This is a genomic window from Paraburkholderia sprentiae WSM5005, assembly GCF_001865575.2.
GTDB classification, from domain to species: Bacteria; Pseudomonadota; Gammaproteobacteria; order Burkholderiales; family Burkholderiaceae; genus Paraburkholderia; species Paraburkholderia sprentiae.
Window position 1 is genome coordinate 930,220 of sequence record NZ_CP017561.2, and the last position, 13,843, is coordinate 944,062.

General features: G+C 67.5%; 10 protein-coding genes. 6 read left to right on the forward strand and 4 right to left on the reverse strand.

Translation table 11 applies throughout. The features are described from left to right. Nucleotides 1-15 precede the first annotated feature (15 nt). Nucleotides 16-3,915 (reverse strand): FtsK/SpoIIIE family DNA translocase, encoded by a 3,900-nt coding sequence (locus BJG93_RS04360; RefSeq protein WP_071336549.1) that lies wholly within the window; start codon nucleotides 3,913-3,915, stop codon nucleotides 16-18. 113 nt (nucleotides 3,916-4,028) lie between these two features. After that, nucleotides 4,029-4,565, reverse strand: a complete 537-nt coding sequence (locus BJG93_RS04365) for an META domain-containing protein (protein ID WP_027197121.1) — start codon at nucleotides 4,563-4,565, stop codon at nucleotides 4,029-4,031. Nucleotides 4,566-4,722: 157 nt separating this feature from the next. Between BJG93_RS04365 and purT the strand changes: the two genes are divergently transcribed. From purT to BJG93_RS04395, 6 genes are all read left to right on the forward strand, one after another. Further along, nucleotides 4,723-5,937, forward strand: coding sequence for a formate-dependent phosphoribosylglycinamide formyltransferase (gene purT, locus BJG93_RS04370; RefSeq protein WP_027197122.1), 1,215 nt, complete (start codon nucleotides 4,723-4,725; stop codon nucleotides 5,935-5,937). Nucleotides 5,938-6,040: 103 nt separating this feature from the next. After that, nucleotides 6,041-6,253, forward strand: coding sequence for a DUF6726 family protein (locus BJG93_RS04375; protein WP_027197123.1), 213 nt, complete (start codon nucleotides 6,041-6,043; stop codon nucleotides 6,251-6,253). A gap of 73 nt (nucleotides 6,254-6,326) precedes the next feature. Next, complete coding sequence (locus tag BJG93_RS04380) at nucleotides 6,327-6,710, forward strand: MliC family protein (protein WP_027197124.1); 384 nt, start codon at nucleotides 6,327-6,329, stop codon at nucleotides 6,708-6,710. 263 nt (nucleotides 6,711-6,973) lie between these two features. After that, on the forward strand, nucleotides 6,974-8,626 hold the full coding sequence (locus tag BJG93_RS04385) for an acetolactate synthase large subunit (RefSeq protein WP_027197125.1): 1,653 nt from the start codon (nucleotides 6,974-6,976) through the stop codon (nucleotides 8,624-8,626). Between the two features lie 33 nt (nucleotides 8,627-8,659). Next, entirely contained in the window at nucleotides 8,660-10,096 is a 1,437-nt protein-coding gene (locus tag BJG93_RS04390; RefSeq protein WP_027197126.1) for an aldehyde dehydrogenase family protein, read from the forward strand. 376 nt (nucleotides 10,097-10,472) lie between these two features. Further along, nucleotides 10,473-11,939 (forward strand): DEAD/DEAH box helicase, encoded by a 1,467-nt coding sequence (locus BJG93_RS04395; protein ID WP_027197127.1) that lies wholly within the window; start codon nucleotides 10,473-10,475, stop codon nucleotides 11,937-11,939. Nucleotides 11,940-11,985: 46 nt separating this feature from the next. Here BJG93_RS04395 and gluQRS read toward each other — a convergent pair whose 3' ends face one another. Together gluQRS and BJG93_RS04405 are read right to left on the reverse strand one after the other, a co-directional pair. Beyond that, nucleotides 11,986-12,876 carry a tRNA glutamyl-Q(34) synthetase GluQRS gene (gene gluQRS / locus BJG93_RS04400; RefSeq protein WP_027197128.1) on the reverse strand — a complete coding sequence of 297 codons (891 nt, stop codon included), beginning with the start codon at nucleotides 12,874-12,876 and terminating at the stop codon, nucleotides 11,986-11,988. A gap of 52 nt (nucleotides 12,877-12,928) precedes the next feature. Beyond that, a complete protein-coding gene (locus BJG93_RS04405) occupies nucleotides 12,929-13,792 on the reverse strand; it encodes a sulfurtransferase (protein WP_027197129.1) in 864 nt (287 codons plus the stop codon). Nucleotides 13,793-13,843: the final 51 nt, after the last annotated feature.

Genomic DNA, 13,843 nt, shown 5'->3' on the forward strand with positions numbered 1-13,843 from the left:
CGATTCACCGGGCGCTCATTCCGCCGGCCCGGGCGCGAGCACTTCGCGGCTGCCGTTGATGCTCATCGCCGACACGAGCCCGGCCGTTTCCATCTGCTCGACGAGCCGCGCCGCGCGGTTATAGCCGATGCGCAATTGCCGCTGCACCGACGAGATCGATGCGCGCCGCGTACGCACGACGAACGCGACCGCTTCGTCGTACAGCGGATCGGCTTCCGCATCCGGCGCCTCGCCGAACAGGTCCTGGGCAGCGCCGCCATCGGTGGCGGGGCCCTCGAGGATGCCTTCCTCGTATTGCGGCTCGCCGAACTGCTTCAGATACTCGACGATCGCATGCACTTCCTCATCGGCGACGAACGCGCCGTGCACGCGCTGCGGGTAGCCGGTGCCCGGCGGCAGGAACAGCATGTCGCCCTGGCCGAGCAGCGACTCGGCGCCCATCTGGTCGAGTATCGTGCGCGAGTCGATCTTCGACGACACCTGGAACGCGACGCGCGTCGGAATGTTCGCCTTGATGAGGCCGGTGATCACGTCGACGGACGGCCGCTGCGTCGCAAGGATCAGGTGGATGCCGGCCGCGCGCGCCTTCTGCGCCAGCCGCGCGATCAGCTCCTCGATCTTCTTGCCGGCGACCATCATCAGATCGGCGAGCTCGTCGATCACGACGACGATCAGCGGTAGCGGCGCGAGCGGCTCGGGGGCATCGGGCGTCAGCGAGAATGGGTTGCCGAGCTTCTTGCCCTTCGCCTCGGTGTCGCGGATTTTCTGGTTGAAGCCCGCGAGGTTGCGCACGCCGACCGCCGACATCAGCCGGTAGCGCTTCTCCATTTCACCTACGCACCAGTTCAGCGCGTTGGCGGCGAGCTTCATGTCGGTGACGACCGGCGCGAGCAGATGCGGAATACCTTCATAGACCGAAAGTTCGAGCATCTTCGGGTCGATCATGATCAGGCGCACTTCCTCGGGCGTCGCCTTGAACAGCAGCGAGCAGATCATCGCGTTGATCGCGACCGACTTGCCCGAACCGGTCGTGCCGGCCACCAGCATGTGCGGCGCCTTCGCGAGATCGGCGACGACCGGATGACCGGTGATGTCTTTGCCCATCGCGAGCGTCAGGTGCGAGTGCGAATTCTGATAGACGCTCGCCTCGAGAATCTCCGAGAGCCGGATCGTCTGGCGCTTCGCGTTCGGCAGTTCGAGGCCCATGCAGGTCTTGCCCGGAATCGTTTCGACCACGCGGATCGACGTTAGACCGAGCCCGCGCGACAAGTCCTTCATCAGCCCGACGATCTGGCTGCCGCGCACGCCGAGCGCCGGCTCGACTTCGAAGCGCGTGATGACCGGACCCGCCGATGCGCCGACCACCGTCACCGGCACCTTGAATTCCTGCAGGCGCTGCTCGATCAGCTGGCCGGTTTCGCGTAGCTTGTCGTCCGGGATCGGTTCGATGTCGGCGTCCGCGGGGGCGAGCAGATCGAGCGTCGGCAGCTCGACCATCGATGCGGCCGGCGCATGGAACTCGAAGCCGTTGACCGGCGGGTGGCCGCGCAGCGGCGCGCGGGGGGCGGCGGAGTCGGTAGCGGCCGGGTCGGCGGGTTGAGGCTGCGAGTGCGGTGCCAGCGCGGGTATTGGGGCGATCGATGGTGCGGCGGCCGGCGTGTCCTCGACAGGCGTTGGGTTCGGCTCGACTGAAGCTTCGTCGCTGGTCGCGGGCGCGGCGACGCCCGGGAAGGGGACCACGTTCGAGACCGCGGCCGGTGCGGCTGCCTCCGTCTGCGGCGAGGCCGCCGGCGCTGCGGTGCGCTGAGCCGCCGCCGGGCCGAGTTCGCTCTCCCAAGGCACGAGCGTTTTGTCGATAACGATTTCGGCGACAGGCGCCAGCGCTTGCAGCGGCGTTGCGTCGACGGCGGGAGCCGGTTCGACGGTTGGCGCCAATTCTTGCGCCGATTCTTGCGCCGATTCTTCGGTCTGCGATGCCGGGACGCTGCCGTGCGCGGCGCTGTCGATCAAGGGCGCCGACTCCGTCGGGGTGGTGACCGGCGGCTCTATCGGCGTCGCGGGTTGCGGCGCGCTTGCGGCAGATACCGCGGCGCCAGACTCAGCCGCGGCAGATACCGAGGGCTCAACAGCCGCAGGCGTGCCGGTGACGGCATCCATCGACGCAGGTTCGGCCGACATCGCGGCGGCAGCAACGGGCTCTACGACCGCGGGCGTGACACCCGCAGCCGCCACGTGGGCCACCGACTCCATCGCAGTCGTCGCGTGCGGTGCAGCCGTAAGCGGCGCATGAATGACCGGCGGTTCGGTCGGCCATTGCGCGACCGCTTCGGGGACGCCCTCGACAGGCGTATCGTGCTCGGCCGCCGCCTGCTCAGCCGGCGACCCGGCCGCTGCGTCTTCTTGCTCCGACTGCGCCGGCCACACCGGCTGCGCCGCATTCTGCGGGCTGTGCGCTGGCGGCGCCGCAACGGCCTCGCCGCTGTCGACCTGCAGCACGTGCCGCTGCGCCGGCGGCACCTCGGCCGCCGGCGCTGCCCGCTCCGCGTCGCCGCGCCGCGCGCCATCGGCGCCACGGCCGCGTGCGAGGCTCACGCCGGCAATGTCGGTCCAGCGCGCGGCGTTTTCCGCGATGCTGCGCAGCGTTTCCTCGACGCTCGCGGGCGGCGCGACGGTCGACGCATTCGCCATCGTCCGCGTGAAGTTCGGTGCGGGCCCGCGCGCGGTCGACGGCAGTGTCGCGCCGTTGGCGGGTGTCGCGGCCGGCAACGGTTGACGTGGCGTCGCGCCGCGATTGAGCGGCGCGCTGCCATCGGCTGGACGTGGCAGCGGCGATGGACGGCTAGCGCGGCCCGCTTGCATCGATCCCGCTGGCAGGCCGATGCCGGTGCCCGACGCGGCGGCGCGACCCGCCATTGCCTGCGCCGCCCGCGCTGACACGCCGGACGCGGCGGCGGCCGTCGCCGCCAACGCGGCGCTGGAGCCGTACGGCGCGGCCGAGCGCTGTTCGCCGACGGAGCGCCGACCGACCTGCGCCGCGCCGTCACGAGCCGACGCGCCCGGTGCAGCCGCTGCACCGGCCGCACCCGGTGATCCCGCCGCTGCCGCACGCGGCTGCGTCGTGCGCAGCCAGCCGGCCGGCGCGACCGGCTCGGCCGGCGGGAACGGCGCGGTGGAGCTGTCCGCCGCTCTGTCGACATGCAGCGTCTGCGTTGCCATCGATGCTGCCGGACGGGGCGACGCAATCGACCCCGCGCGCAACTCCGGCTCGATCTGCTTGCCCGGCCCGCGCGCCGCGCTAGCGGCCGCATCGGCGCGCCAGCCCGCGCCGGGGCTACGGGCGGAAACCTCCTTGCCACCCGCGATGCCAGCCGCCGCGGCGGCGCTTGCGCCGCGCCCGCTCGCGGGCGGACGCCACACGGTCGGCCGCGCGTAGCGACCCTTGCCGTTACGCGGTGCCATCGTGTTGGTAGTGGGCGAAACATGCGATGGCGCGCCATCGTCGACGGTGCGGTGACGGCGCGCATCCTCGTCGCGCCTCGCGAGTCCGCGCGACAGACCGAGGCCGAACGCGCCGTCGGCCCAGGCGGCGACGTCGCTCCAGCGGAAGTCGATGAGCCAGGGCAGGCTGATCACGAGCAGCGCGAGCGCCGCGAGCGGCGTGCCGATAGGACCGAGCAGACGTCCAGGCACCGCGGCGAGCGCATGACCGAAACCATTGACGCCGACGATTCTGATCAGCGAGCCCTCCAGTGTGCAACTCGCGATCAGCACGCAGACGAAGCCGAGCCACAGCCGGATCGTGCCGGGGCCGCGCAGACCCGCGCCGCCCGGCAGCACCGATTTCACGAGGCGCCACAAGAGAGGAATGAACCAGACGGCCGACCCGCCGAACCAGCCGAAAACTACCGTGTGCATACCAGACATCTACGAATGACGGAGCGCGCGAGAAGCGCAATCCGTCGAGTTTAAACAGCGCAGCGCGCGGCTTCGACGGCCGGCGCGGGTCCCGAACTCAGCACGAACTCGCATCACTTGTCGCTACGATCGAACATCAGCGTGTCGCCGTTGTCGAGGACCAGCTGCATCTGCTGCGGCGCTCGCATCTGCACGCCGGTGCGCTCGATGCGCTCGAGCGCATCGAGGAACGGCTTTTCGATGTCGCCGCCCGGCGAGACGCACGCCATGCGCGTGCCGGCGAGCGTTTCGAAGCTCAGCTTGCCGTCCTTCAGCATGTATGAACCCATGAAGCGGTTGCAGCCGGAAAAGCCGCTCGCGCGACGCTGGCCGCCTTCGGTCGATAACGTCAGCGTGAGCGGCCCCTGATCCTTCGACGGCACCGTGCGCGCCGTGCCATCGGCGTGCTTCCACGCGCTCAGCACCCAGCTGGTGTCGTCGAGCAGTTGTGCGGCGGCGGGATTGAACGGATCGGGCGGCGCCGCCGACGCGTCCGGATGCTTCGGGATCGCGCAGGCACCGAGCAGCGCGGCGATGCTCAACGCGGCGACGGCCGTGCGCAGGCACGGAGTGATGCGCGCAAGACGTCGCGGGCGGGAGCGGATGGGCATGGCGTCGTTCCTGTTCAAACTGGCGAAGGCGTAAGGGTAACGTACTACGCTCGTCGCGCGCGAGCGCACCCGCGAGCGCCACGGGACAAGGGGCCCGCATGTTAACATCGCGGTCTATCCAATCGCACCCTCATCCCGACTTTTATCTGGAGTTTCCATGCAGATCGGCCAACGGATCGGCACGCCCCTTTCTGAATCCGCGACGCGCGTGATGCTGCTCGGCGCCGGCGAGCTCGGCAAGGAAGTGATCATCGCGCTGCAACGGCTGGGCGTCGAAGTGATCGCCGTCGACCGTTATCCGAACGCGCCGGGCCATCAGGTCGCGCATCGCGCGCACGTGATCGACATGACCGACCGCGCCGCACTGCGCGCACTGGTCGAGCAGGAACGCCCGCATCTGATCGTCCCCGAAATCGAGGCGATCGCCACCGACGAACTCGCCGCGATCGAAACCGCGGCGCTCGCCGAGGTGATCCCGACCGCGCGCGCCACCCAACTGACGATGAACCGCGAAGGCATCCGCCGCCTCGCCGCCGAAGAACTGGGCCTCGCGACCTCGCCGTACGCGTTCGCCGATTCGCTCGACGAACTGCGCGCGGGCATCGCGAAGGTTGGCTATCCGTGCGTCGTGAAGCCGGTGATGTCGTCGTCGGGCAAGGGGCAGTCGGTGCTGCGCAGCGACGCCGACGTCGAACCCGCATGGCAGTACGCGATGGCGGGCGGTCGTGTGAACTACGGGCGCGTGATCGTCGAGGGTTTCATCGACTTCGACTATGAAATCACGCAGCTCACCGTGCGCGCGATCGATCCCGCGAGCGGTGCTATCGGCACGTATTTCTGCGATCCGATCGGCCACCTGCAGGTGGCGGGAGACTATGTCGAATCGTGGCAGCCGCAGCCGATGAGCCCGCTCGCGCTCGAGCGTTCGCGCGAGATCGCGCACCAGGTGACGGCGGCGCTCGGCGGCCGCGGCCTCTTTGGCGTGGAACTTTTCGTGCGCGGCGACGACGTATGGTTTTCGGAAGTCAGCCCCCGCCCGCACGACACGGGGCTCGTCACGCTGTGCTCGCAGCGCTTCTCCGAGTTCGAGCTGCACGCGCGCGCCATCCTCGGCCTGCCGGTCGACACGTCGCTGCGTGCGCCGGGCGCGTCGGCGGTGATCTACGGCGGGCGCGACGAGGCCGGCATCGCGTTCGAGGGCGTTGCGGCGGCGCTGGCGGTGCCCAATGCGGACCTGCGCCTGTTCGGCAAGCCCGAGAGCTTCGTCAAACGCCGCATGGGCGTGGCGCTCGCGACCGGCGAGAACATCGACGAAGCGCGCTCGCGTGCGAAGCAGGCCGCCGCAGCGGTGCGGCCGGTGTCGGGCAAGTAAGGGACATGCGGCGACGCGCGGCGCGCAAGTGTGCGGGACACACGAACGAGCCCGCCGGATTCGTTTGGCTTATCGACGTGAAGAGATTGGAGTAGAGGATCGTATGGCGCCTGAATCGCGCAGCAATCCATGGCGCGGCGCGTTGCGCCGTGTCGGCGCACTCGGCGTGGCGTTCGCGCTGTGTGCAGGCCTCAGCGGCTGCGGGCTCGCGGCCGCACCGTGCCGGATCGCTTCGGCGGGGCTGAAGATCGTGCCGGTGGTCGGGCACGTCGCCGCCGCGCCGACCGATGCGTGCGCCGACGTGATCGATCCTTGAACCGTCGTGCCTGAGACCGGCGTGGCGGCCGGTGCGCCTTGCATGCCTGGCCCCGCAATAATCGAGGTGTTCGATGAAGAGATGGCGCGTTGCAATTCTGGCGGCGGCAGTATCGGCAGTGGCCTGGACGGCGGCATTTTCTGTCGGCGCATCGGCGGCGCCGCTGCAGTTCCGGCACATCGAAGGCAAGCATCACCAGACGCGCAAATACACGTGCGCGACCGGCAAGATCCTGCAGGTCACCTATTGGAGCGCGCAGAACGGACAGAGCTTCGCCGTGCTGCCGGTGAAAGGCACCTCGATGCTGTTCGTCAACACTGTCTCGGCGTCCGGGGCGAAGTACCAGGCCGGCAGCTATACGTGGTGGACCAAGGGTCCGCGCGCCAACCTGTATGACCTGACGAGCGGCGAGAACGCGCCGCCGATCCTCTCCGACTGCGTGACCGTGATTCGCTGATTCGCCGATCGGCGAGACACGGACCTCATGCGGTGGTGGCTTGCTCTGCCGCTGCACACTTGTTCACGCGCACTTTTCGCGCCCGGCTTTCTGCCCACCGCGCGGCCTCGTCGCCTCGCGCGCATCGTTTCCATTCGAGTAGTAAGCTGTCCGGCATGGCGCTCGCCATGCCGTTTGCGATGCCGCGCGCGCGGTGCCGTGTTTCGCGCGCCCCCGTCGTTGTGGTCTTCGATTGTCCCCCAAGTCATCAAGCGAGACACTCAATGAAAGCATCGGACCTGTTCGTCAAATCGCTGGAAGCCGAAGGTGTCGAGTACGTGTTTGGCATCCCCGGTGAAGAAAATCTCGATCTGCTCGAGTCGCTGCGCCGCTCGAAAATCCGTCTGATCCTCACACGCCACGAGCAGGCGGCCGGCTTCATGGCCGCCACCTACGGGCGGCTCACGGGCCGTACCGGCGTGTGTCTGGCGACGCTCGGCCCGGGCGCGACCAACTTCGTGACCGCGGCCGCCTACGCGCAGCTGGGCGGCATGCCCATACTGATGGTCACGGGCCAGAAGCCGATCAAGTCGAGCAAGCAGGGGCACTTTCAGATCGTCGACGTGGTGCGCATGATGGAGCCGCTCACCAAGTACACGCGGCAAATCGTGTCGATCGGCAATATTCCGGCGACGGTGCGCGAGGCGGTGCGCCGCGCCGAGGAAGAGCGCCCGGGCGCCACGCACCTGGAATTGCCCGAGGACGTCGCGCACGAGGAGGGCGACGGCAAGCCGATTCCTAAGAGCTACAGCCGCCGTCCGGTCGCCGAGGAGAGGGCGATCGCGCGCGCGGTCGAGGCGATCACCGCCGCGAAGCATCCGCTGCTGATGATCGGCGCGGGCGGCAATCGCAAGACCACGACCAAGATGCTGCGCGAGTTCGTCGACCAGATCGGCATTCCGTTTTTCACGACACAGATGGGCAAGGGCGTGATCGACGAATCGCATCCGATGTGGCTCGGCAACGCGACGCTCTCCGACGGCGACTTCGTGCACCGCGCGATCGAACTCGCGGACTGCATCATCAACGTCGGTCACGACGTGATCGAAAAGCCGCCGTTCTTCATGCGCAGCGGCGAGGCGGGCGAGAAGACCGTGATTCACGTGAATTTCCTCGGCGCCGAAGTCGATCCGGTGTATTTCCCGCAGATCGAAGTGGTCGGCGATATCGCCAACGCGGTGTGGCAGCTCAAGGAAAGCCTGAAGACGCGTCAGGAGCACTGGGACTTCACGCGCTTCAAGGAGATCAAGGAGCACTTCGAGGCGCATCTGGTGAAAGGCCAGCACGACGACCGTTTCCCGATGTACCCGGTGCGGATCGTCAACGACGTGTACGAGACCACGCCGGTCGACGGCATCGTGTGTCTGGATAACGGCATGTACAAGATCTGGTTCGCGCGCTACTACCGCGCGCACGAGCCGAATTCGCTGCTGCTCGACAACGCGTTGGCGTCGATGGGCGCGGGGCTACCGTCGGCGATCGCGAGCAAGATCGTGCATCCGGAGCGCAAGGTGATCGCCGTGTGCGGCGACGGCGGCTTCATGATGAACTCACAGGAACTCGAAACGGCGGTGCGTCTGAAGCTCGATCTGGTGATCCTGATTCTGCGCGACGATGCTTTCGGCATGATCCGCTGGAAGCAGGAGAACATGAACTTCCCGGACTACGGCATGACGCTGGCGAATCCCGATTTCGTCGCGTATGCCCAGAGTTATGGCGCGCACGGGCATCGGGTCGAGGCGGCCGGGCAATTCGCGCCGCTGTTGCGCGAGTGCTTTGCGACGCCCGGCGTGCACGTGATCGACGTGCCGATCGACTATTCGGACAACGAGCGCGTGCTCAATCGCGAGATCAAGCGGTTGTCCGCGCGGCTTTGAGCTTGCGTGCATCGAATCGAAGGAGAGTGCGACATGTTGCAGACAACCTATCCTTACTACCTCGGCAACGAGCCGGTGGCCGCCAACACCGACCTCGAAGTCACCGACAAATTCAGCGGCGAAGTCGCCACGCGCGTCGCCATGGCCGACGCGGCCGCGATCGACAAGGCGATTGGCCTCGCCGTCGATGCGATGCCCGCCATGCGCGCCTACCCGCCGTTCAAGCGCCAGGCGGTGCTCGAACACTGCGTAAAGCGCTTTCGCGAGCGCTACGACGAACTGGCGCTCGCGCTGTGCATCGAGGCCGGCAAGCCGATCAACGATTCGAAAGGCGAAGTCACGCGCCTGATCGATACGTTCAAGGTCGCCGCGGAGGAGAGCGTGCGTATCGACGGCGAGATCGTCAATCTGCAGATTTCGCCGCGCGCGAACGGTTATCACGGCTACGTGAAGCGCGTGCCGATCGGGCCATGCTCATTCATCTCGCCGTTCAATTTTCCGCTGAACCTGACCGCGCACAAGGTCGCGCCGGCGATCGCGGCGGGCGTGCCGTTCGTGCTGAAGCCGGCGAGCCGCACACCGGTCGGGGCGCTGATCATGGGCGAAATTCTCGCGCAAACCGATCTGCCGAAGGGCGCATTCTCGATTCTGCCCGCGCATCGCGACGGCGCCGACCTGTTCACGACCGACGAGCGCTTCAAGCTGCTGTCGTTCACGGGGTCGCCCGCGGTCGGCTGGGAGTTGAAGCGCAAGGCCGGCAAGAAGAAGGTGATTCTGGAACTGGGCGGCAACGCGGCGGCGATCGTCGATGGCGACCAAGGCGGCAAGCTCGACTACGTGGTCGACCGGCTCGCGTTCGGCGCGTTCTATCAGTCGGGGCAGAGCTGCATCGGCGTGCAGCGGATTCTCGCCCATGCGAGCGTCTACGAGGCGCTGCGCGAGAAGCTGATCGCAAAGACGAAGTCGCTCGTGATGGGTGATCCGAAGAACGAAAAGACCTTCGTCGGGCCGATGATCTCCGAATCGGAAGCGAAACGGCTCGCCGGCTGGATGGAAGCGGCGGTGCAGGCGGGTGCGCGGATCGTCGCGGGCGGCAAGGTCGACGGCACGATGTTCGAGGCGACGCTGCTCGAAAGCGTGAAGCGCGACACCGACCTGTATCGCAAGGAGGCGTTCGGGCCGGTCGCGATACTGGAGCGCTTCGACGATTTCGAGGCGGCGCTCGCGCAGGTCAACGACAGCGACTTCGGCCTGCAGGCCGGCGTATTCACCGATTCACTCGCACATGCGCATCGCGCGTGGGATGCGCTCGAAGTGGGCGGTGTCGTCATCAACGACGTGCCGTCGTTCCGCGTCGACAACATGCCATATGGCGGCGTCAAGGATTCGGGGCTCGGGCGCGAGGGCGTGCGCTACGCGATCGAGGATATGACCGAGCTGCGGCTGATGGTGATGCGAGAAACCTGGTGAAGGGGGCGATCTGACCTGAGCGGGGGGCGGCCGGCGGTTGGCAATGGGGGCAGTGCGGGCGCGAGGATGGCCGGTCGACGCCGCCGCCGGTCGCGTGCCAAAGCGCCCGGCTGTCACGCCACTGTCGTCTATGCGCACTACGCTGCGACCGAAGCGACGGCCGAGCGCCGCCCGTCAGCCGTCATGAGGGTTTTTGCTGAAGTGCTACAATACTCGGCTTTCGGCGGGTGTTTCCGCCAGCCGGAGCCGGCCGCATTATCCGAACTCAGACGGGTCTCGCGCGAAACGACGTGGCTCCGCCTTCATCCTGATGCCCTCCGCGGTCCCGACCGCTGCTGCGCGCATCGCGCCACGCGCATTTTTAGCGAAAGCCACCATGTCCGACACCGCCGTCACGCCCAGTACCGAGACTTTTGATCAATTCGGCCTCGCGCCCGACATCCTGAAGGCCATCAAGGAATCGGGCTACACGTCGCCCACGCCGATCCAGGCTCAGGCGATCCCGGTCGTGCTGGCGGGCCGTGACGTGATGGGCGCCGCGCAGACCGGCACCGGCAAGACCGCGAGCTTCTCGCTGCCGATCATCCAGCGCCTGCTGCCGCAGGCCAGTACGAGCGCGTCGCCGGCGCGCCATCCGGTGCGCGCGCTGATCCTCACGCCGACCCGCGAACTCGCCGATCAGGTCGCCGCGAACGTTCAGGCATACGCGAAGCACACGGCACTGCGCAGCGCGGTCGTGTTCGGTGGCGTCGACATGAATCCGCAGTCCGACCAGTTGCGCCGCGGCGTCGAAATCCTGATCGCGACGCCGGGCCGTCTGCTCGATCACGTGCAGCAGAAAACCGCGAATCTGGGCCAGGTGCAGATGCTCGTGCTCGACGAAGCCGACCGCATGCTCGACATGGGCTTTCTGCCCGACCTGCAGCGCATCCTGAACCTGCTGCCGAAAGAGCGCCAAACGCTGCTCTTTTCCGCGACGTTCTCGGGCGAAATCAAGAAACTCGCCGCGACGTATCTGCGCGACCCGCAGACCATCGAAGTCGCGCGCAGCAACTCGACCGCGACCAATGTCACGCAAATCGTCTACGAGGTCGCCGAGGGCGACAAGACCGGGGCGGTCGTGCAACTGATCCGCGAGCGCGGCCTGAAGCAGGTGCTCGTGTTCTGCAACAGCAAGATCGGCGCGAGCCGGCTCGCGCGCAGCCTCGAGCGCGACGGCGTAGTCGCGACCGCGATTCACGGCGACCGCACGCAGAGCGAGCGCATGCAGGCGCTCGACGCGTTCAAGCGCGGCGAAGTCGAGGCGCTCGTCGCCACGGATGTCGCTGCGCGCGGTCTCGACATCGTCGAACTGCCGACCGTGATCAACTTCGACCTGCCGTTCAACGCCGAAGACTACGTGCACCGGATAGGCCGGACGGGCCGCGCGGGCGCATCGGGCGACGCGCTGTCGCTGTGCAGCCCGAACGAGCGCAAGCAACTGGCCGACATCGAGAAGCTGATCAAGCGTCCGCTCGACTTGCAGCGCCTGACCGTCGAGGCGCCGGTGCGCCATCATCACGAGGAACGTCCGCCGCGCCGCGACCGTAGCGAAGGGCGCGACGAGCGCAGCCGCCGTCGCACGGGCGGGGCGTCGGGTTCGTATGACCGTGCGCATCATCATCGCGCGCAGCCGGTCGACGATTTCTTCCTGAAGCCGTACGAGCCTTCGCCGGCATCGATGCGCAACATCGAGGAGACGGACACGTCGAACGGCGCGCCGCAGAAACAGGAGCCCAAGCGCCAGCTGGCCGCGTTGCTCGGCGGCTTCGGCATGCCGCGCAAAACGCCTTCGTCGTCGTAACGCGGGTTGCAGGCTCGACGCGCCGGCGCAACGCCGCGCGTGCGCATCACGCAGATGCGCGAATATTCATCCGTTTCGCCCAGGCCGCGGTCGCGGCGCTGTAGAACTGCTCCAGCGTCGCAGGCGGCTCACTTCCCAGCTCCAGTCCCAGATGCCGTGCCGCCGCGCCTAGCGCGTCCAGCGGTTCGTCGCTATCGAGCGCGGTCGCGCCGTTCTGCTTGCTCAGCTTCTCGCCGTGCTCGTTGGTGACGACCGGCACGTGCAGATACTCGGGCGTCGGCACGCCGAGACAACGCTGCAGATAGATCTGCCGCGCCGTCGAATCCATCAGATCCGCGCCCCGCACGACGTGCGTGATGCCCGCGTCCGCATCGTCCACCACCACCGCCAGCTGATACGCCCACTGATCGTCCGCGCGGCGCAGCACGAAATCGCCGACCTCGGTCGCGAGATTTTGCGTCTGCGGACCCTGCCAGCGGTCGTCGAACCTGATCATCGCGGCCTCGCCGTCGGGCACGCGCAGGCGCCACGCGCGTGCCGGTTTGCCGTGCAGGCCCGTGCGGCACGTGCCGGGGTAGGCGAGCGTGGTGTTGCGCGCGTGGGCGCGCACCAGCGAATCGGCGATCTCCTTGCGCGTGCAGCCGCACGGATAGACGAGACCGGTCGATTTCAGCTGCTCCAGCGCCTGCTGATAGTGCGCCATGCGCTCGCTTTGCCAGACCGGCGTTTCGCCGGCGTGCATGCCGAAGCGTTCGAGGGTCGCGAGGATGTCTTCGGCGGCGCCGGGCACCGTGCGCGGTGCGTCGATATTGTCGATGCGCACGAGCCACGCGCCGCGGTGCGCGCGCGCGTCGAGCCAGCTCGCGAGCGCGCTGACCAGCGAGCCGAAATGCAGCGGGCCAGTCGGCGACGGCGCGAAGCGTCCGCGATAGGTCATGGTTGGGGGACGAGACGCGAGGTGCCCGCGCCGCTTGCCGCCTTGGCCATCGTTACGCGGCGCACGCGGCCTTGCTGTCCGGGTGGCATACCGGGCACGTCTTGCCGGCGACGTACATCGGCGATCGCTGTTGCTCGGGCGTGACCACCGCGCGGCAGCCGAAACATTGCACGGTCGCGGTCGGTTCGAGTTGCGGATTCAGCGCGGTGCGATAGTCGAACACGAAGCAGTCGCCGTGATAATGCGCGCCGCCCACTTCCTCGAAGTATTTGAGGATGCCGCCTTCGAGTTGGTACACGTTCTCGATGCCGACCTCCTTCATATGGATCGCGGCCTTCTCGCAGCGGATACCGCCCGTGCAGAAGGAGACGACCGTCTTGCCTTCGAGATCGGCGCGATTGTTCTCGATCACTTCGGGGAATTCGCTGAACTTCGTGATGCGATAGTCGAGCGCGTTCTCGAACGTGCCGACGTCGACTTCGAACGCGTTGCGCGTGTCGAGCATCACGACGGGACGGCCCTCGTCGTCGTGACCGCGGTCGAGCCAGGCCTTGAGCGTGGGCGCGTCGACGAACGGTGCGCGGCCGAGTTCGGGGCGGATCGCCGGCTTTTTCATCGTGATGATTTCGCGCTTGAGCTTGACCAGCATGCGCGTGAACGGCTGCTTGTCCGACAGGCTTTGCTTGAACTGCAGGTTCGCGAACTTGCCTTCGAACAGGGTATCGTGGCGGAGGTAGTCGATGAACGCGTCGGTGTTCTCGCGCGTGCCGGCGATGAACAGGTTGATGCCTTCCGGCGCGAGCAGGATGGTGCCGCGCAGGCCGAGCGCATTGCAGCGCTCGGTGACGAGCGGGCGCCAGGCGGCGGTGTCTTCGATGGTCGCGAATTGATACGCGGCGAGGTTGACGATACTCATGTGTGTTCTGCGCTAAAGATGGCCGGCGTGGCGAGGGGCGGCGGGTGCGCC

Excerpts from the sequence above, each read along its gene's own strand:
- purT (WP_027197122.1), top strand. The coding sequence starts at position 4,723 with ATGCAGATCGGCCAACGGATCGGCACGCCCCTTTCTGAATCCGCGACG.
- BJG93_RS04395 (WP_027197127.1), top strand. The coding sequence starts at position 10,473 with ATGTCCGACACCGCCGTCACGCCCAGTACCGAGACTTTTGATCAATTC.
- gluQRS (WP_027197128.1), bottom strand. The coding sequence starts at position 12,876 with ATGACCTATCGCGGACGCTTCGCGCCGTCGCCGACTGGCCCGCTGCAT.
- BJG93_RS04385 (WP_027197125.1), top strand. The coding sequence starts at position 6,974 with ATGAAAGCATCGGACCTGTTCGTCAAATCGCTGGAAGCCGAAGGTGTC.
- BJG93_RS04380 (WP_027197124.1), top strand. The coding sequence starts at position 6,327 with ATGAAGAGATGGCGCGTTGCAATTCTGGCGGCGGCAGTATCGGCAGTG.
- BJG93_RS04390 (WP_027197126.1), top strand. The coding sequence starts at position 8,660 with ATGTTGCAGACAACCTATCCTTACTACCTCGGCAACGAGCCGGTGGCC.
- BJG93_RS04405 (WP_027197129.1), bottom strand. The coding sequence starts at position 13,792 with ATGAGTATCGTCAACCTCGCCGCGTATCAATTCGCGACCATCGAAGAC.
- BJG93_RS04360 (WP_071336549.1), bottom strand. The coding sequence starts at position 3,915 with ATGCACACGGTAGTTTTCGGCTGGTTCGGCGGGTCGGCCGTCTGGTTC.
- BJG93_RS04365 (WP_027197121.1), bottom strand. The coding sequence starts at position 4,565 with ATGCCCATCCGCTCCCGCCCGCGACGTCTTGCGCGCATCACTCCGTGC.
- BJG93_RS04375 (WP_027197123.1), top strand. The coding sequence starts at position 6,041 with ATGGCGCCTGAATCGCGCAGCAATCCATGGCGCGGCGCGTTGCGCCGT.